14 protein-coding genes are annotated in these 18,195 nt (G+C 73.1%); 7 read left to right on the top strand and 7 right to left on the bottom strand.

All coding sequences use genetic code 11. From position 1 onward, the window contains the following. Nucleotides 1-8: 8 nt before the first annotated feature. From ACIHCM_RS00710 to rsmH, 4 genes are all read right to left on the bottom strand, one after another. Nucleotides 9-1,529, bottom strand: coding sequence for a UDP-N-acetylmuramoyl-L-alanyl-D-glutamate--2,6-diaminopimelate ligase (locus ACIHCM_RS00710; protein WP_399887324.1), 1,521 nt, complete (start codon nt 1,527-1,529; stop codon nt 9-11). Nucleotides 1,530-1,692: 163 nt separating this feature from the next. Next, on the bottom strand, nt 1,693-3,651 hold the full coding sequence (locus tag ACIHCM_RS00715; RefSeq protein ID WP_399888661.1) for a peptidoglycan D,D-transpeptidase FtsI family protein: 1,959 nt from the start codon (nt 3,649-3,651) through the stop codon (nt 1,693-1,695). Nucleotides 3,652-3,656: 5 nt separating this feature from the next. Beyond that, a complete protein-coding gene (locus ACIHCM_RS00720; RefSeq protein ID WP_399887326.1) occupies nt 3,657-4,292 on the bottom strand; it encodes a septum formation initiator family protein in 636 nt (211 codons plus the stop codon). Between the two features lie 79 nt (nt 4,293-4,371). Next, complete coding sequence (gene rsmH / locus ACIHCM_RS00725; RefSeq protein ID WP_399887328.1) at nt 4,372-5,328, bottom strand: 16S rRNA (cytosine(1402)-N(4))-methyltransferase RsmH; 957 nt, start codon at nt 5,326-5,328, stop codon at nt 4,372-4,374. A gap of 354 nt (nt 5,329-5,682) precedes the next feature. Between rsmH and ACIHCM_RS00730 the strand changes: the two genes are divergently transcribed. From ACIHCM_RS00730 to ACIHCM_RS00745, 4 genes are all read left to right on the top strand, one after another. Continuing rightward, a complete protein-coding gene (locus ACIHCM_RS00730; RefSeq protein ID WP_399887330.1) occupies nt 5,683-6,294 on the top strand; it encodes a beta-class carbonic anhydrase in 612 nt (203 codons plus the stop codon). Nucleotides 6,295-6,535: 241 nt separating this feature from the next. Then, nucleotides 6,536-7,573, top strand: coding sequence for an AAA family ATPase (locus ACIHCM_RS00735; RefSeq protein ID WP_399887332.1), 1,038 nt, complete (start codon nt 6,536-6,538; stop codon nt 7,571-7,573). Further along, nucleotides 7,573-8,949 carry a DUF58 domain-containing protein gene (locus ACIHCM_RS00740; RefSeq protein ID WP_399887334.1) on the top strand — a complete coding sequence of 459 codons (1,377 nt, stop codon included), beginning with the start codon at nt 7,573-7,575 and terminating at the stop codon, nt 8,947-8,949. Before ACIHCM_RS00735 ends, ACIHCM_RS00740 begins: the two co-directional genes overlap by 1 nt. Then, nucleotides 8,946-11,441, top strand: coding sequence for a DUF3488 and DUF4129 domain-containing transglutaminase family protein (locus ACIHCM_RS00745; RefSeq protein WP_399887336.1), 2,496 nt, complete (start codon nt 8,946-8,948; stop codon nt 11,439-11,441). Before ACIHCM_RS00740 ends, ACIHCM_RS00745 begins: the two co-directional genes overlap by 4 nt. 173 nt (nt 11,442-11,614) lie before the next feature. Here the strand turns inward: ACIHCM_RS00745 and ACIHCM_RS00750 are convergent, their stop codons facing one another. The 3 genes from ACIHCM_RS00750 to ACIHCM_RS00760 form a co-directional block, all read right to left on the bottom strand. Then, a complete protein-coding gene (locus ACIHCM_RS00750; protein WP_393107874.1) occupies nt 11,615-12,010 on the bottom strand; it encodes a DUF3040 domain-containing protein in 396 nt (131 codons plus the stop codon). Nucleotides 12,011-12,286: 276 nt separating this feature from the next. Then, nucleotides 12,287-13,114 carry a methyltransferase gene (locus ACIHCM_RS00755; protein WP_399887338.1) on the bottom strand — a complete coding sequence of 276 codons (828 nt, stop codon included), beginning with the start codon at nt 13,112-13,114 and terminating at the stop codon, nt 12,287-12,289. 193 nt (nt 13,115-13,307) lie between these two features. Beyond that, nucleotides 13,308-13,883 carry an SAV_6107 family HEPN domain-containing protein gene (locus ACIHCM_RS00760; protein WP_399887341.1) on the bottom strand — a complete coding sequence of 192 codons (576 nt, stop codon included), beginning with the start codon at nt 13,881-13,883 and terminating at the stop codon, nt 13,308-13,310. A 195-nt stretch (nt 13,884-14,078) separates the two neighbouring features. Between ACIHCM_RS00760 and ACIHCM_RS00765 the strand changes: the two genes are divergently transcribed. From ACIHCM_RS00765 to ACIHCM_RS00775, 3 genes are read left to right on the top strand one after another with little or no spacing between them, the layout of a single operon-like run. Continuing rightward, nucleotides 14,079-14,999 (top strand): ATP-binding cassette domain-containing protein, encoded by a 921-nt coding sequence (locus ACIHCM_RS00765; RefSeq protein WP_399887343.1) that lies wholly within the window; start codon nt 14,079-14,081, stop codon nt 14,997-14,999. Then, nucleotides 14,971-17,055 (top strand): YhgE/Pip family protein, encoded by a 2,085-nt coding sequence (locus ACIHCM_RS00770; protein WP_399887345.1) that lies wholly within the window; start codon nt 14,971-14,973, stop codon nt 17,053-17,055. The genes ACIHCM_RS00765 and ACIHCM_RS00770 overlap by 29 nt, the downstream gene beginning before the upstream one ends. 50 nt (nt 17,056-17,105) lie before the next feature. Then, the gene (locus tag ACIHCM_RS00775) at nt 17,106-17,735 is read left to right on the top strand and encodes a TetR/AcrR family transcriptional regulator (RefSeq protein WP_399887347.1); all 630 of its coding nucleotides are present in this window, start codon (nt 17,106-17,108) and stop codon (nt 17,733-17,735) included. The last annotated feature ends 460 nt before the right edge of the window (nt 17,736-18,195 follow it).

The following is an 18,195-nucleotide window of genomic DNA, read 5'->3' on the forward strand; positions in this document are numbered from 1 at the left end:
CTGGATTTTCATCCCTGGGTTTTCCGGATTGCTTCGCGCAGTACCTGGCGGTCGTCGAAGGGACGGACCACCCCGGCGATGTCCTGGCCCTGCTCGTGGCCCTTGCCCGCGACCAGCACGGTGTCCCCGGGCTGCGCCCGGCCGACGGCGGCGGCGATGGCGGCGGCCCGGTCCTCGAAGAGCAGCACCTCGCCGCGTTCGTGCGCGGGCACGGTCGCCGCGCCCTGCAGCATGGTGGCGAGGATCGCGAGGGGGTCCTCGGAGCGCGGGTTGTCGGAGGTCAGTACGGCCGTGTCGGCGAGCCGGGCCACGGCCGCGCCCATCGGCTCCCGCTTGGTGGTGTCCCGGTCACCGCCGCAGCCGAGCACGACGTGCACCTGGCCCTTGGTGACCTTGCGCAGCGCCTTGAGGACGGATTCGACCGCGTCCGTCTTGTGGGCGTAGTCGACGACCGCGAGGTAGTCCTGCCCGGCGTCCACGCGCTCCAGGCGGCCCGGTACGCCCGGCACGGCGGCGACGCCGTCGGCGGCGGTCTGCGGGTCGAGCCCGGCGGCCGCGAGGGCGACGATCGCGGCGAGGGTGTTCGCCACGTTGAAGGGGCCCGGCAGCGGCGACCTGGCGCGGATCCGCTCGCCGTCGGGGCCGATCACGGTGAACGGCGAGTCCAGCGGGCCCACCTCGACGTCCTCGGCGCGCCAGTCGGCGTCGGGGTGGCCCTCGGCGGAGTAGGTGACGACCGGGACACCGGCCTCGCGGGCGAGCCTGCGGCCGTACTCGTCGTCGATGTTGACCACGCCGAGCCTGCTGCGTTCCGGCGTGAACAGCTGCGCCTTGGCCCGGAAGTAGTCCTCCATGTCGGAGTGGAACTCCATGTGTTCCGGGCTGAGGTTGGTGAACACGGCGATGTCGAAGACGCAGCCGTCGACCCGGCCGAGGACCAGCGCGTGGCTGGAGACCTCCATGGCGACCGCCTCGACCCCGCGCTCGCGCATCACGGCGAACAGGGCCTGCAGATCGGTGGCTTCCGGAGTGGTGCGCTCGGACTTGATCCGCTCGTCGCCGATCCGGGTCTCGACCGTGCCGATGAGCCCGGCGGAACGGCCGGTGCGCAGACCGCCCTCGACGAGATAGGCGGTGGTGGTCTTGCCTGAGGTGCCCGTGATGCCGATCTGGAGCAGCTCCCGGCCCGGGTGGCCGTAGATCGTCGCCGCCAGCTCACCCATCCGCGCGCGCGGGTCGTCGACGGTGAGCACCGGCAGCCCGGTGGCGGCGGCGCGTTCGGTGCCGGCCGGGTCGGTCAGCACGGCGGCGGCGCCGAGACCGACGGCCTGGGTGACGAAGTCGGCGCCGTGCACGCGGGCGCCGGGCAGGGCGGCGTACAGGTCGCCGGGGCGGACGGCGCGCGAGTCGTGGGTGATCCCCGTGACCGCGGCGGCCTCTTCCGGGGCGGTGACACCCAGCTGATCGGCGAGCTCCGCGAGGGGTGTGGCGGAGACCCGTTCCGGCCTGGGCGGCCCCGGGTAGGTCACGGGAACGTCCTTCTGGGTGGTTTGGGACTGATCAGCGTGTGGCACGGCGGTGAGCGTACCGGGCGTACCCGCTCCGGAGCGAAGTGAGGGGCGGGGACAGCTCTGGTTCCCGGGATCGGGGGTGATCGTTGTCACGGCTGGTTCCTGGGGTGCTCGGTGCTGATCAGGGTTTGAAGGTGACCGGGAGCCTCGCGGGCCCGGCTCCCGTCGGCGGGACCTGGAGGGTCTTCAGGGCGAACTCCATCACCTGCTTGTAGACGGGCCCGCAGATCTGGCCGCCGAAGTAGCTGCCCTTGGTGGCGTTCTGGATGGCGCAGTAGACCGTGACGCGGGGTTTGTCCGCGGGCGCGAATCCGGCGAACGACGAGGTGTAGCCGCGGTACTTGCCGGTGTCCGGATCCACGCGGTTGGCGGTGCCCGTCTTGCCCGCGACCCGGTAGCCGGGGATGCGCGCCTTGGTGCCGGTGCCCTCCTCGTCGTCGACGACCGACTCCAGCATCCGGGCGAGCGTCCTGGCCGTCTTCTCGCTCACGACCCGCGTCCTGTCGGGCTCCGGAGCGGGAGTGAAGCGCCCGTCGGGTCCCTTGGTGCCGCGTACGAGGGTGGGTTCGACCCGCATGCCGCCGTTGGCGATGGTCGAGTACACGGAGGCCGCCTGCATGGCGTTGATGGACACGCCCTGGCCGAAAGGAATCGTGTACTGCTGCGAGGTCGACCACTGCTCCGGCGGCGCGAGGATGCCCTGGGTCTCGCCGGGGAAGCCCAGTCCGGTGTAACCGCCGATGCCGAACGCGCGCAGGTACTTGTGGAGCACCCGGTTGGCCTCGGCCTGCGTCCTGCCGAGCTGGCCGGTGGCCAGGATCGTCCCGATGTTGCTGGACTTGGCGAGTACGCCGTTGAGCGTCAGGTACCAGGTCGGGTGGTCGATGTCGTCCTGGAACAGCCGGTCGCCCCGGTGCAGCCGGTTGGGCACGACCACATGCGTCTGGGGCGTGGCGACGTTCTCCTCCAGCACGGCGGCCATCGACATGACCTTGGCGGTGGAGCCGGGCTCGAAGGCGTCCTGGAGGGCCGCGTTGCCCATGGCCGTCGCGTCGGCCGTGGTCAGGTCGTTGGGGTCGAAGCCGGGCGAGTTGGCCATCGCGAGGATCTCGCCGGTACGGGTGTCCTGCACGATCACGTAGCCCCGGTCCGCCTCGGACTTCTCCACCTGCTCGGCGATGGCGTCCTGCGCGGCCCACTGGATGTCGCGGTCGATGGTCAGCTCGATGTCGGAGCCGGGCACGGCGGGCGTCTCGGTGGAGCCGACGGTCGGCACCTGCAGGCCCCCGGACTGGGCGTAGCGGATCTTGCCGTCCTCGCCGGCCAGCTCGTCGTTCAGCTGTTGCTCGATACCGCCGCCGCCCTTGCCGTCGGCGTTGACCCAGCCCAGTATCCCGGCGGCCAGATCGCCGTTGGGGTACACGCGCTTGCTGCTGGGCTCGGCGAGGACGCCGCCGAGGACGTTGACGGTGCTGCTGTCGGTCTCCGCCTTGGCGGCGAGCGCGGTCCTCAGGTCCTTGATCTGCCTCCAGACCTGCGGGGTCTGCCGCGTGGCGAGCCGGACGTAGCGGAGCTTGCTGTCCTTCGGCCTGAGCTTGCGGACGAGCTCGGCCTGGTCCGTGCCGAGGATCGGCGCGAGAAGTGCCGCCGCCTGCTCGGGCGCGTCGTCGACCTTCAGCTGCTCGCGGGTGAACAGCGTGGGGTCGGCGGTGATGTCGTACGCGTCGACACTGGTCGCCAGGGCCACACCGGTGCGGTCGGTGATCTCGCCGCGCTGGGCCGCGAGGGTGTGCACGACGTAGCGGTTCTGCTGGGCCTTGGCGGCGTAGGCGCTCGCGTCCACGGCCTGCACCTGGAGCAGCCGGACGACGAAGACCAGCATGACGAGGGTCAGCGCGAAGCCGATCAGCCGCAGCCGCGGGCGGGGGCTGCCGAGCCGGATCCCGCGCGCGGCCGCCGGCCGGGGAGGGCCGGGGCGGCGCGAGGGGTGGGCGCCGGGGCCCGGGCGCCGCCGGCCGGCCGAGCGGTCGGGCCGCGCGGGTCCGGGCACGCGGCGGCGCGGCGGTTCCCTGTCGGTCACTTCCGTCACCTGCCGGAGGGTGTGGTCGGGAGGGGGGAGGGCGTGCTGGCGAGCGTGCGGGGGGCGGTGGGGGTGGCCGGGGCAGTGCTCGGACGGGCCGGTGCGGCGGGCGCGGCGGTGCCGGGTGCGGAGAGGGTGGGCACGGAGGCGCTCGGCAGGGAGGCGGTGGGCACGGGCACGGGTGCGGGTGCGGCGGGCGCGGAGCCGGTGGGCACGGAGCCGGTGGGCATCGCCTCGGGGGCGAGGACGAGGGGCCGGCGCGCGGAGGCCGGTTCGGCGGCGACGGGGGACGGGACGCCCTTGACGGTGCCGTCGGGGCCGAGGAAGGCGGGGTCCGAGCCGGGGACCATGCCGAGTTCGCGGGCGCGCCGCTGGAGGGCTCCGGGGGCGGAGTAGCCGTCGATGTCGCGCTGGAGAGCCTGTTCCTCGTCGGTGAGGCTCTTGGTCTCCTCCTGCAGGTCGTCGAGCTGGAACGAGCCCTCGCTGAGCGCGGAGTTCAGCACGAGCAGGCCGATGAGGCCACCCCCGAGGAGCAGCACGACGAGGAGGACGAAGGGCGTCCGGGCGGCCTGTCCGCGTCCGGTCGGCAGCAGCTGCGCGAGGCGCGCGGCCCTGCCCCTGAGTTCGGGTTTCCTGCTCACACACCCTCCCCCGCCGTCCCGGTGCCGGACCCGCTCATGTCGTGAGCCGGGATCCCGGACCCCCGCCCCGTCGGCTGCCTCACTCGACGTCCTCCCTGATCCGCTGGGCCCCGCGCAGGCGCGCCGGGGCCGCGCGGCGGTTCTCCGCGATCTCTTCCTCGGTGGGAAGTTCGGCACCACGGGTGAGCAGCTTGAGCCGGGGCTGGTACTGCTCCGGCACCACCGGCAGCCCGGGCGGCGCGGTGCTGGTGGCACCCGCCGCGAACACCTGCTTGACCAGCCGGTCCTCCAGCGAGTGGTACGACAGCACCGCGATCCGGCCGCCCACGTCCAGCGCCTTGACCGCCGCCGGGATCGCCCGCTCCAGCACCGACAGCTCGCCGTTGACCTCGATACGCAGGGCCTGGAAGGTGCGCTTGGCCGGGTTGCCCCCGGTGCGCTTGGCGGCCTGCGGCAGCGCGTCCCGGATCAGCTCCACGAGCCGCGCGCTGTTGCTGAACGGCTCCTTCTCACGCTCGCGTACGACGGCTGCCACGATCCGCTTGGCCTGCTTCTCCTCGCCGTACGCGCGCAGGATCCGCACCAGCTCACCGGCGGGGTAGGTGTTGAGGACCTCGGCGGCGCTGACACCGGCCGACTGGTCCATGCGCATGTCGAGCGGGGCGTCCTGGGCGTAGGCGAAGCCGCGGTCGGCCTCGTCGAGCTGCATGGAGGAGACCCCGAGGTCGAAGAGGACACCCTGCACGCGCGCGATGCCGAGTCTGTCCAGCACCTCGGGCAGCTCGTCGTACACGGCGTGCACGAGGGCGGCGCGCTCCCCGTACGGCGCGAGCCGCTCACCGGACAGGCGCAGCGCCTCCTTGTCCCGGTCCAGGGCGACGAGGCGGGCCTCGGGGAAGCGGGTGAGGAGCGCCTCGCTGTGGCCGCCGAGGCCGAGCGTGCAGTCGACGACCACGGCACCGGGCCGCTCCAGGGCGGGTGCCAGCAGATCCAGGCACCGCTGGAGCATCACCGGGACGTGTCGACTCTGGCTCAAGGGGCCCTCTCAGATCCGGCGGGCGGTACGCACCGCCGGGTCCCCGCCCGCTCGTGAAGGGGAGGCCTGCCGGCGCCGAAAGCGTCAGCCGGCCGGGAGCGGGTGGAGGCCGAGCCGTACGTACGCGCCGCGCACGTGGGAGATCTCCGGCGGCCACGCCGGAATGTCTGGGAACTCGCTGCAGCGGGGAGAGCCTCGCCTCCCGCTTCGCGTCACTTTAGTCCACCCTCTGTCGCGGTCAATCAACCGGCCTGCGCGTCGCGGCGGCGGTCGCCGATCAACCCGCGATCCGGTGGGATCACTCGTAAGGGCGCATACGCGCCACGCTTGTGGGTTAGCTCACATCAAGGCCCGATGACATTCTTTGTCCCGCCGCACAACAGGACCTGCCTGCCAGTGACCAGTACCGTCATCACCATGACGACTTCTGCATCGGTCCCTGCCGGCTCCGAGGACGCCATGGCCCGCGTCGGCACCGTCACCGACCGCCTTGTCGAGGCCAACGACAAGTACGCGGCCGCCTTCACCGACCCTGGCCTGGGAGCCGCCCCGGTCCTCCAGCTGGCTGTCGTGGCCTGCATGGACGCCCGCCTCGACCTCTACCCCGCGCTCGGCCTCGAGCTGGGCGACTGCCACATCATCCGCAACGCCGGCGGTGTGGTCACCGACGACGTGATCCGCTCGCTCACCATCAGCCAGCGCAAGCTGGGCACGCGCGGCGTCGTCCTCGTCCACCACACCGGCTGCGGCCTGGAGAGCCTCACCGAGGACTTCCGCACCGAACTGGAGGCCGAGGTCGGCCAGCGTCCCGCCTGGGCGGTGGAGTCCTTCACGGACGTCGACCAGGACGTCCGGCAGTCGATGCGGCGGGTGCGCACCTCGCCCTTCCTGCTCCACACCGACGACGTACGCGGCTTCGTGTTCGACGTGCGGACCGGCCTGCTGCGCGAGATCGACCCCGCGTGACCGCCGCCCGGGGCTCTCGTTCTTCGGGATCCCCGGGCACAGGGCAGAACAAATTGCCGTAAGACCCGACATATCGCTGCCAGTTGTCCACAGTCGAGTGACACGAATCGGTAACGGCGGCAAGAATGCGGGTGGTGGCGTCGCGCGGAGTTCAGCACGCGTGGTGTCCGTGTTTCGGGGTGGGCCGGATACGCATCGCAGAGCGTCGGCCCGTAAGCAAGAACGGGCCGAGGAGGGCCGGGTGACGACCTATGACGATCGAGCGAGCCTCACTGATCTGACTGCCACTGCGGATCGGGTCCGCGGTGCGGTGGAGGAAGTGATCGAGGGCAAGCCCGAGGTCGTGCGGCTTTCGCTGACCGTGCTGCTCGCCGAGGGGCATCTTCTGATCGAGGATGTCCCCGGCGTGGGCAAGACGATGCTCGCCAAGACGCTGGCACGGTCCATCGACTGTTCGGTGCGGCGTATCCAGTTCACGCCCGACCTGCTGCCCTCGGACATCACCGGCGTCTCCATCTGGGACCAGCAGCGCCGGGACTTCGAGTTCAAGCCGGGCGCGATCTTCGCCCAGATCGTGATCGGCGACGAGATCAACCGCGCCTCGCCCAAGACTCAGTCCGCGCTGCTGGAGTCGATGGAGGAGCGCCAGGTCACGATCGACGGGCAGACCTACGAGCTGCCCAGCCCCTTCATGGTGGTCGCCACGCAGAACCCGGTCGAGATGGAGGGCACCTATCCGCTCCCCGAGGCCCAGCGCGACCGCTTCATGGCCCGTGTCTCGATCGGCTACCCGAGCGCCGAGGCCGAGCTCCAGATGCTCGACGTGCACGGCGGGGTGAGCCCGCTGGACGACCTCCAGCCGGTGGCGCACGCGCACGACATCGTGAAGCTGATCGAGGCGGTGCGCGGGGTGCACGTCGCCGAGACCGTCCGGCGGTACGCGGTGGACCTGGTCGCCGCCACCCGCACCCACCCCGACCTCAGACTCGGTGCCTCCCCGCGCGCGACGCTGCACCTGCTGCGCGCGGCCAAGGCCTCGGCGGCCCTCGGCGGCCGGGACTACGCCCTGCCGGACGACGTGCAGGCCCTCGCGGTGGCCGTGCTGGCCCACCGCCTGCTGCCCACCGCACAGGCCCAGCTCAACCGCCGCACGGCTGAGCAGGTGGTCCAGGAGATCCTGCAGCGCACACCGGTGCCCTCGACGCCTCAGCAGAACGCTTTCGGCGGCCTGGGCCACGGCGCACAGGCCTACGGCCAGCAGCCGCCCCGGAGGCTGTGATGACCGTTCCGGCGGGCCCCGCGCCCGCCGACGCCGACCGGGGTGACAAAGGCGGCGTGCGCACGGCCCTGGCCGGTCTGACCACCCGCGGCCGCTCCTTCCTGGCCGCCGGAGTGGCCGCCGCGGTCTGCGCCTACGTCCTCGGCCAGAGCGACCTGCTCCGGGTCGGGCTGCTGCTGGCGGCGCTGCCCCTGGTGTGCGCGACGGTGCTGTACCGCACGCGCTACCGGGTGGCGGGCACCCGCAGGCTGTCCCCCGCGCGCGTGCCCGCCGGTGGCGAGTCCCGGGTTCATCTGCGGATGGACAACGTCTCGCGGCTGCCGACCGGCCTGCTGATGCTCCAGGACCGCGTGCCGTACGTGCTCGGCCCCCGTCCCCGCTTCGTGCTCGACCGCGTCGAGCCGGGCGGCCGCCGCGAGGTGTCCTACCGCGTCCGCTCGGACCTGCGCGGCCGGTACCCCCTGGGCCCGCTCCAGTTGCGCCTGACCGACCCGTTCGGGATGTGCGAGCTGACCCGGTCCTTCTCGACGTACGACACCTTGACGGTCATCCCGCGCGTGGAGCCGCTGCCGCCGGTGCGGCTGACCGGCGAGGCGAAGGGGTACGGCGACGGGCGGCTGCGTTCGCTGGCGCTGGCCGGCGAGGACGACGTGATCCCGCGCGGCTACCGCCACGGCGACGACCTGCGCCGGGTGCACTGGCGCTCCACCGCCCGCTACGGCGAGCTGATGGTGCGCCGCGAGGAACAGCCGCAGCGCTCCCGCTGCACGGTGCTGCTCGACACCCGGGGCGTCGCCTTCGCGGGCGCGGGCCCCGACTCGGCCTTCGAGTGGGCCGTGGCGGGCACCGCGTCCGTGCTGGTGCACATGCTCGAACGGGGTTTCTCGGTGCGGCTGCTGACGGACACCGGCAACTCGGTGCCCGGCGAGGGCGCGGACGGCTTCGCGGGAGCGAGCCAGGAGTCGGCGGACGCGGCCGGTCTGATGATGGACACCCTCGCGGTGATCGACCACTCCGACGGCACCGGTCTGTCGCGGGCCTACGACGTACTGCGCGGCGGGCACGAGGGGCTGCTCGTGGCCTTCTTCGGGGACCTCGACGAGGAGCAGGCCGCGGTGGCCGCCCGGATGCGCCAGCGGACCGGAGGCGCGGTCGCCTTCGTCCTGGACAGCGCGGACTGGGTGCGGGAACCGACGGACGTGCCCCGCCCGTTGGACAGGAGGGCGGAGGGGCTGCGGATGCTGCGCGAGGCCGGATGGACGGCCGTGCGCGTGCCGCGGGGCGCCCCGCTGCACGACCTGTGGCGCCAGGCGGAGCGTGAGCGCACCGGCGTCGTGGCGGCGAGCGGCACGGCCGGCGGGGAGGGGCGGTCATGAGCGGGCAGGCGCGGATGGCGCTGTGTGCCACGGCGGCGACGCTGATGGCCTCGTGCGCCCTGCTGCCGCTGGTCGACCAGGTCTCGTGGTTCGTGCAGGCGGCCGTTCTGCTGGCGATCCAGACGGGAGTGGGCGCGGCGGCCCGGCGGGTGCCGCTGGCCCGCCCGCTGACGGTGATCGTGCAGGCCCTGGTCCTGCTGATGCTGCTGACCCTGGTCTTCGCCCCGGAGTACGCGATCGCCGGGGTGATCCCCGGCCCCGACGCCTTCGCGCACTTCGCCGACCTGCTCCGGCAGGGCACCCAGGACGTCGGGCGGTACGCGATCCCGGCCCCGCTGTCCGTCGGCATCAAGCTGATGCTCGTCGGCGGTGTCCTGGTGATCGGGCTGGCGGTCGACGTGCTCGCGGTGACCTTCCGCAGCGCCGCCCCCGCCGGGCTGCCCCTGCTCGCGCTGTACTCGGTCGCCGCGGGGCTGTCCGACGGCGCCGGTGGCTGGGTGTGGTTCCTGATCGCGGCGGCCGGCTATCTGATGCTGCTGCTCGCCGAGGGCCGGGACCGGCTGGCGCAGTGGGGCCGGGTCTTCGGCGGGGCACAGCGCGGCCCGGGCGGGGAGCCGGGCGGCCCGGTGGCGCCGGCGCGCACGGGACGGCGGATCGGCGTCGTCGCGCTGGGCATAGCCCTGGCGGTGCCCCTCGCCCTGCCCACGATGAACGGCGGCCTGCTGGACCCCGCCGGGACGGGCGTCGGCACCGGCAGCGGGAACGGCGGCACGATCTCCGCGGTGAACCCGCTGGTCTCCCTGCGCGACAGCCTGAACGTCGAGGAGGACCGAACGGTCCTCACGATGCGTACGAACACGGGCGACCTCTCCGGCATGTATCTGCGGATCGTGTCCCTGGACGACTTCGACGGCACCACGTGGAAGCCCTCCCGGCGCAACATCGTCGCGGTGCCGGACGAGCTGCCGACGCCCGCCGGCCTGGGCCCGGACATCCGGCGCACCGAGGTCCGCACGCGCATCGCGGCCGCGGACTCCTACGCGCAGGACTGGCTGCCGATGCCCTACCCGCCGAGCGGCGTGAAGATCGACGGCAACTGGCGGTACGAGCCGGTGGGCATGACGCTCGTCGGCGACCACGGCCAGACCACTCGCGGCGCCACCTACGAGGTGACCAGCCTCGCCGTGCAGCCGACCGCCGAGCAGCTGGCCGCGGCGCCCGCGCCGCCCGCCGCCCTCGCGCGCGAGTTCACCCAGGTGCCGGACTCGCTGCCGGGGGTCGTGGAGCGGACGGCCCGTGAGATCACGGCCGAGGCCAGGAATCCGTACGAGCAGGCGGTCGCGCTCCAGGAGTACTTCGCCGTGAACGGCGGGTTCCAGTACGACACCGAGGTGCAGGCAGGCAGCGGCTCCCAGGCCATCGCCCGCTTCCTGCGGGACAAGCGGGGCTTCTGCGTGCACTTCTCCTTCTCGATGGCGTCGATGGCCCGCACGCTCGGCATACCCGCCCGGGTCGCGGTGGGCTTCGCGCCGGGTACGGCGCAGGGCGACGGCACGGTGGCGGTGGGGCTGCGGGACGCGCACGCGTGGCCCGAGCTGTACTTCGAGGGCGTGGGATGGACCCGCTTCGAGCCGACGCCGAACCGGGGGTCGACGCCCTCCTACACCCAGCCCGAGGTGCCCAGCAGCATTCCCGACCTGCCGGAGGCCTCGCGCCCGGCGGACTCGGCCCCGTCGGCCGAGCCGTCCACGAGCGCGAGCTGCTCCGCGCAGGACAGGCGGCTGGAGATGTGCGGCGGCGCGCTGCCGCTGGACCCGGGCTCCTCGGACGACGAAGGCCGCCCCTGGTACGGGACAGCGGGCTGGACTCTGCTGGCCGTCGCGGTGATCGTGCTGCCGCTGCTGCCCATGCTGTGGCGGGTCAGACGGCGGTCGGTGCGGCTGGCCTCGGCCAGGCGAACGGGCTCCGCGCCCCAGGGCGTGCTCGCCCGCGGCAGGGGCGGCGTGGGCAGCGGTGACGGCGTCGAGGTGACCGCCCTCGCCGTGGAGCCGGACGAGCGGCTGGCCGCCGAGGTGGCCGCCGGGCATGTCCTGGCCGTCTGGCGCGAACTGACGGACACCGCCTGGGACTACGGCATCGCGCCGGACGAGGCGCTGACCCCGCGCAAGGCGGCCGCGCGGATCGTGCGCCTCGGGCATCTGGACGACCCGGCGACCAGGTCGGTGCACCGGGTGGCCGGTGCCGTGGAGCAGGTGCTGTTCGCACCCGATCCGCACGCGGAGGCCGGGCTGGCGGACGACGTGCGCCGGCTGCGGCAGGCGCTGCGCTCCCGGGCCGGCTGGCGGACCCGGATCCGTGCGGTCGTGTTGCCGCGCTCGGCCGTCCGCGCGGTGTGGGACCTCAGCGACCGGTGGCTGGCTGTGAAGGGCCGCGTGGCGAGCGGCTGGGCCGCGGCCCTGGCGCGCCGTCCGTTCGGTCAGCAGAGCGGCTGAGCGGCCGGGGCGGCGGGAACAGCGAGGGGGCCGGTGCCTGTGCACCGGCCCCCTCGCCCTGTCCGCGCCGTTCCGGAGGCTTCCCGCCGTGCCCCGGTGACGGCATGCGTGAGGGGTTACCGCCCGGTGGGCGGTAACCCCTCACCTCTGTACCTGGGAGCTGTGGTCGGGAATCAGTGGCCCTGTTGCTCGTCGCGGCGTCGCTGCCAGCGCTGTTCGATGCGGTCCATCATCGAGCGCCGCTGACGTTCCTGACGACCGGCGTGGGGGGCACCCGCGGCCGGCTGCTCGCCCGGCTTGGGGGCCTTGCGCCAACCGGTCACGGCGAGTACCGCGCAGCCCAGCATGACGAGGAAGCCCACCACGCTGAGCCAGACCTGCTTGGCGACCATTCCGGCCATGAGGAGCGCGATACCTACGAGGAAGCCCGCGACCGCCTGGTAGACCCGTCGCCGGGTGTACGTACGCAGCCCGCTTCCCTCAAGCGCTGTCGCGAACTTGGGATCTTCGGCGTACAGCGCTCGCTCCATCTGCTCGAGCATGCGCTGCTCGTGCTCTGAGAGCGGCACGGAGTCCTCCTCATCGTGCAGTCGCCGGGGCGACCCGGGGGGTCCCTTCAGGATAGGCAGGGAATCGCCCCCGTGAAACCCGCCCCTCTACGCCAATTGGCCAACCGGAACCCGCCATGGCCGGACCGGCCCGCTGAGGTTCACATTCCCCGGCGGCCGACCCGTCATGCCGGGCGGTCTCCCTCGATCATACGGCGGGAACGCCCCGATCGGGGGGCCTGTGGCGTACTCCATCCGCACGCAACGCGCTGATCAGCGGCGTCCCACAGCAGCCGCTCAGGCCCCGGCGGACCCTTGGGTCTCGCCGAGCACATGAAGCTGCGTGGCCACCGCGTGGAACGCGGGCAGCTCGGCCGCGGCGGCCTCCAGCTTGAGCAGGGCCTCCATGGCACCGGGCTCGGTGTCCACCAGGACACCGGGCACCAGATCGGCGAAGACCCGGACGCCGTGCACGGCGCCCACGGCCAGGCCGGCGCCTTCGACCAGGCCGGTGAGCTGCTCGGCGGTGAAGCGGCGCGGCATCGGGTCACCCGAGCCCCAGCGTCCGTTCGGGTCGTCGAGTGCCTGCTTGGCCTCCGTGAAGTGGCCCGCGAGGGCACGCGCGAGCACGGCGCCGCCCAGACCGGCGGCGAGCAGGCTGAGGACACCCTCGGGGCGCAGCGCGGCCACCGCGTTGCGGAGGCCCTCGGCCGGGTCGTCCACGTACTCCAGGACGCCGTGGCACAGCACGGCGTCGTACGCGCCGCGCTCGACCACGTCGAACAGGCCGCGGGCGTCGCCCTGCACGCCCTTCACCCGGTCGGCGACGCCGGCCTCGGCGGCGCGGCGCTCGAGGGCGAACAGCGCGTTGGGGCTGGGGTCCACGACGGTGACCCGGTGGCCGAGGCCGGCGACCGGTACGGCGAACTTGCCGCTGCCGCCCCCGGTGTCGAGCACGTCCAGCGACTCGCGGCCCGTGGCCTTGACCCGGCGGTCCAGGGCTTCCTGGAGCACCTCCCACACCACGGCGGTACGGAGTGCGGTGCGCGGACGAGGGGGGTCGGAGCGCAGCGACGCCACTGAAGCGTGGTGGTGGGAGGCGGGCGGGCGCATCGGGTCCGACACGGCAGTTGACTCCTCGGCGCGGCACCGCCCTCGTGCGGGGCGGAGCGAACGGGCTGCCTCACCCGCCCCGGGTGCGGGAGGGAAGGCTTCAGGCGCCTTCCACCCTATTGCCTCCGGCGCGCCGGACGGTCATCGCGACGGCCGCACCTCCCTCTGACCACGAGTGGTTCCGGCATCGGGCACGTGCGGTGCGTCAGCCGGCGTCGGGCATGCCGCGGCCGCGGCCGGCGCCGGGGCCGCGGTTCCGCGCCGCGTCCGTGTCCGGGCGGGGCGGCGGGAGGACCGGCTGGAGCACCAGCATCCGCTCGACGAGGCGGAGGAACATCGCCACGTCACGTATCAGGTCGTCGGCGTCCCGGCGGCTGGCCGCGCCCTGGATGCCCGCCTCGGCCCGGGCGCGGCGCCGGGCCCCCGATGCGAACAGCGCGCTCCACTCGGTGAGCTCTGGCGCGATTTCGGGGAGCACTTCCCAGGCGCTCCTGATCCGGGCCCGGCGCCGGGGGCTGGTCTCCGGGCGGCCCCGCGCGGCCAGCACGGCGGCGGCGGTGCGCAGGGCGGCGAGGTGGGCGAGGGCGTAGCGCTCGTTCGGCGTTTCGAGGGCTGTCGCCTCGTCGAGCCCGGTGCGGGCCTGGGCGAGCAGGTCGAGGGCGGCGGGCGGGGCCGTGGCCCGGCGGAGCACGGGGTGCACGTCGCTCGCCGGGCCGGTCAGTGAGGGGGCAGGGCCGGTGGCGCGGCGCCGGCGGGCGGCGGCTGCGGACGAGTTGGCCATGACGAACCTCCTGTCGTCTGGGTGACGGCACGCCCTCACACGGGGTGCCGTATGTGCCCATCGTGAGGTATGGCACTGACAATCCGTTCTGACCTGGGCTTTTGCTTCGATCGCAGGTTCGGGTTAGCTTTTGCACTGACCAGTCAGTTCAAATAGTTCGATTCGGAAACACCTGGGGGCACTGTGGGGGGACCCGTGACGGGACTCGCCGTCACCGCCCGCGACTTCGGGCTCGAGGGACCTCGCGGCTGGGCCTTCCGCGGCATCACCTTCGCCGCGGAGCCCGGCTCGCTGATCGCGATCGCGGGTCCGTCGGGGTCGGGACGCACGAGCCTGCTGCTCGCGCTCACCGGACGGATGAAGGCGACCGAGGGGACGGCGGAGGTGGGCGACGCACGGCTGCCGAAGCAGATGGCGGCCCTGCGCCAGGTCAGCGCGCTCGCCCACGTCCCCGGCGTCACCGACCTCGACCCGGCGCTGACCGTGGGGGAGCACCTGCGCGAGAGGGCGCTGCTGCAACGCCGGTTCGGGGTCTCGCTGCGGGGTCTGCTGCGGCCGCGTGCCGAGCGCGCGAACGAGGCGCGGCTGCGGATCGACGCCGCCCTGACCGCCGCCGGGCTCGACACGGAGGCCCTGCCCAAGGGCTCCCGGACCGCCGTACGCGACCTGGAGCGGGTGGAGGCGCTGCGGCTGTCCGTCGCGCTGGCGCTCGTCGGGCGCCCGCGGTTGCTCGGGATCGACGACACCGATCTCAAGCTCTCCGACGCCGAGCGGGCCGAGGTGTGGGCGCTGCTCAGGTCGATCGCCGAGGCCGGGACGACGGTCCTCGCGGTGTGCAGCGAGGCCCCCGGGGACGCCGTGGCGCTGTCCACCGGAGGGGCCGGCACCGACATACCGGAGAACTCCGCGGACGACGGCCCGCACGCAGGCGACGACCGGGACGCGGAGCCCGGGGACGCCGGGGGCGGCGCGTCGGGCGACGGGGACGTCGGGGGCGGCGGGGCGTCCGGCGACGAGGACGACGGGGACCACGAGGGCGCAGGCCGGGACGGCCTGAGGGCTCGCGACGAGGTGAAGGAGGGGGCGGATGCGTTCGCCGAGGCTGGCCGCGCTTGAGCTGCGGCGGTTCGGCCGGGGGAAGCTGCCCCGGGCCGCCCTGGTGGCGCTTCTGCTGCTGCCGCTGCTGTACGGCGCGCTGTACCTGTGGTCCTTCTGGGACCCCTACGGCCGCCTGGACCGGCTCCCCGTGGCGCTGGTGAACGACGACAAGGGCGCGACCGCCGGCGGGAAGAAGGTCGAGGCGGGCGACGACATCGTGGCGGGGCTGCGGGACAGCGAGGTCTTCGACTGGCACGAGGTGAGCGCCGAGGACGCGCGCGCGGGCGTCGAGGACGGCACGTACTACCTGTCGCTGACCATGCCGGCCGACTTCAGCGAGCGCATCGCCTCCAGTTCGGGCGACTCCCCCGAGACGGGCGCCCTGCAGGTCCGTACGAACGACGCGAACAACTACATCGTCGGGCAGATATCGCGGACGGTGTTCAGCGAGGTGCGCACGGCGGCGTCCACGAAGGCGTCGCGGTCCTTCCTGGACCGGATCTTCATCTCGTTCTCCGACATCCACGGCGAGACGGTGAAGGCGGCAGGCGGCGCCGACAAGCTCAAAAGCGGCATCGGCACGGCCGAGAAGGGCTCCAAGGACCTCGCCGACGGCCTGAAGGATGCCAAGGACGGCAGCGGCGACCTCTCCTCGGGCCTGACGAAGCTCACCACCGGCGCGGGGGACCTGAAGGACGGTTCGGCACAGGTCGCGGAGGGTACGCAGACGCTCGCCGACCAGGTCAACGGCATCGCGGACAAGCTGGGCCCCTTCCTCCAGGAGAACGAGAAGACCATCGGTGACACGGCGATGCTGGTCGCCGACTCGTCCGCCGCGATCCGGGACAACCTCGACGCGCTGGTGAAGCGGGCCCCGGCCGCCGCCACGGGAGCGCATCTGGCCTCCGACACGCTGAGCGACATCCACAAGAGGCGCTGCGAGACCCCCGTCGTGCCCGACGCCGCCTGCTCCGACCTGGAGAAGGCCATGGACTCGGCGGCCGACGTGGCGACGATCGCGGACGACCTCAACACCGTGATCAGCGGCTACGACGGTGACATGGACGCACTCGACGGCCATCTGGCCACCCTGGAGCAGCAGGCCCGGCAGCTCGCGAAGGACGCGCCGCACCTCTCGGAGGACCTGGACGAGGCCGTCGCGAAGATCAACAAGCTGAACGAGGGTGCCGGAAAGGTCGCCAAGGGCGCCAAGGCACTGCACACGGGACTGGGCACCGCCCGGACGGGCGCTCAAGATCTCGACACAGGTGTCGGCGAGCTCAAGACGGGCGCGGACGACCTCAGCGGGGGCATGTTCAAGCTGGTCGACGGCTCGGTGAAGCTCGCGAACGGGCTCCACGACGGCGCGGAGCAGATCCCCGACTACGACAAGCGGGAGCGCGACGCGCGTACCGAGGTCATGGCGGACCCGGTCCAGCTGGCCTCCAAGTCCCTGTACGAGGCGCCCAATTACGGCACCGGTTTCGCCCCGTACTTCATCCCGCTGTCCCTGTGGGTGGGCGCGATGGTGGCGTACATGCTGATCGCGCCGCTCAACCGGCGGGCGCTGGCCACCGGTGCCTCGGCCTGGCGGATCGCGCTCGCGGGCTGGCTGCCGGTGCTGGCGATCGGCGTGCTCCAGACGGTGGCGCTGATGGCGGTGCTGCACTGGGCGGTCGGCCTGGAGATGGTGCGGGCGGCCGGCACGGTGGGCTTCCTGTTCCTGGTGACGGCGTGCTTCGCGGCGATCGTCCAGTGGCTGAACGCACGCTTCGGGGCCGCCGGGCGGATCCTGGTGCTCGCGCTGCTGATGCTGCAACTGACGTCCGCGGGCGGCACGTACCCCGTGCAGACCAGTCCGGGCTTCTTCAACGCGCTGCACCCGTTCCTGCCGATGAGCTACATCGTCGAGGCGCTTCGGAGGCTCATCACGGGTGGTGGCCTCGGGCCCGTCTGGCACGCGTGCGTGGTGCTCGCCGCGTTCACGGTGGGCGCCCTCGCGCTGACCGCGCTGTCGGCACGCCGCCGCCAGGTGTGGACGCTGGACCGGTTGCACCCGGAGCTGAGCCTGTGACCTCGTCGGCTGCGCCCTACAACGATGCCGTTCCTGTGACAATCAGGGCCATGGAACGCAGCAGCGCCACGTCGGGGGCGAGTACCCGCCGCGAGGCGACCCGGCAGAAGCTCTACGAGGCGGCCGTCACGCTCATCGCGGAGCAGGGCTTCTCCGCGACCACGGTGGACGAGATCGCCGAGCGGGCCGGGGTCGCCAAGGGCACCGTGTACTACAACTTCGCCAGCAAGTCCGTCCTCTTCGAGGAGTTGCTGCGGCACGGCGTGGGCCTGCTCACCGCCTCCCTGCGGGAGGCGGCCGAGCGGACGGCGAAGGAGGGCGGCACCCGGGTGGCCGCCCTGGACGCCATGATCCGGGCCGGGCTCGTCTTCATCGACCGCTATCCGGCGTTCACCCAGCTGTACGTGGCCGAGCTGTGGCGCACCAACCGGGCCTGGCAGTCCACGCTGCTGGTGGTACGCCAGGAGGCGGTGGCCGTCGTGGAGGACGTGCTGCGCGAGGGCATCGAGCACGGCGAGTTCAGCGAGGAGATCGACGTGCCGCTGACGGCGGCGGCGCTGGTCGGCATGGTGCTGGTGGCGGCGCTGGACTGGCAGGCGTTCCAGCCGGAGCGCTCCCTGGACGACGTGCACGCGGCGTTGTCGCGGCTGTTGCAGGGGCGGGTGAGCGGGCGGCCCTAGGTGAGCCCTAGGTGTGCTCTCCGGGCAGGTGGGTGACGCGGGCAGCACAACGCAAACGGAAAGCGCCGGTCCGGATGGTGGCCGCGTCCCCCGCGGGCCACGCCGGACCGGTGCTTCCCTGTGCTCCCCCGTACCCCCGGTGCTCCCCCGTGTTTCCCGTTCCCCCGTTCCCCGTTCCCCGTTCCCTTCCTCTTCCCCCGTCGGGCCCCCGTTCGGTCGTCCCTCCCCCGGGGCTCCCCCGTGCCTCGCTCCCGCCGGCCTCGGCCGGCGGAAGGAGCGGTCCAGGGCCACGCCGTTCCGCCGCCCCGTGCCGGCGGTGCCGGCGCCGGGCCCCTTTCCGTGCCCCCACTCTCTCGTTCCCGCAGGTGGAGCCCCATCCGCGCGCGTACTCATCTCCGTGGATAGGTACGGGTACTCAGCCGTCCGCGTTCGCCCCCAGGACGCGTGGCCGCCCGGTGGT

Source organism: Streptomyces sp. NPDC052023 (genome assembly GCF_044548465.1).
In the GTDB taxonomy this organism is placed as follows: domain Bacteria; phylum Actinomycetota; class Actinomycetes; order Streptomycetales; family Streptomycetaceae; genus Streptomyces.

Bases quoted from the DNA above. Each gene is read 5' to 3' on its own strand.
- ACIHCM_RS00770 (WP_399887345.1), top strand. From the start codon at position 14,971: ATGCGTTCGCCGAGGCTGGCCGCGCTTGAGCTGCGGCGGTTCGGCCGG.
- ACIHCM_RS00760 (WP_399887341.1), bottom strand. From the start codon at position 13,883: ATGGCCAACTCGTCCGCAGCCGCCGCCCGCCGGCGCCGCGCCACCGGC.
- ACIHCM_RS00730 (WP_399887330.1), top strand. From the start codon at position 5,683: ATGACATTCTTTGTCCCGCCGCACAACAGGACCTGCCTGCCAGTGACC.
- ACIHCM_RS00740 (WP_399887334.1), top strand. From the start codon at position 7,573: ATGACCGTTCCGGCGGGCCCCGCGCCCGCCGACGCCGACCGGGGTGAC.
- ACIHCM_RS00745 (WP_399887336.1), top strand. From the start codon at position 8,946: ATGAGCGGGCAGGCGCGGATGGCGCTGTGTGCCACGGCGGCGACGCTG.
- ACIHCM_RS00775 (WP_399887347.1), top strand. From the start codon at position 17,106: ATGGAACGCAGCAGCGCCACGTCGGGGGCGAGTACCCGCCGCGAGGCG.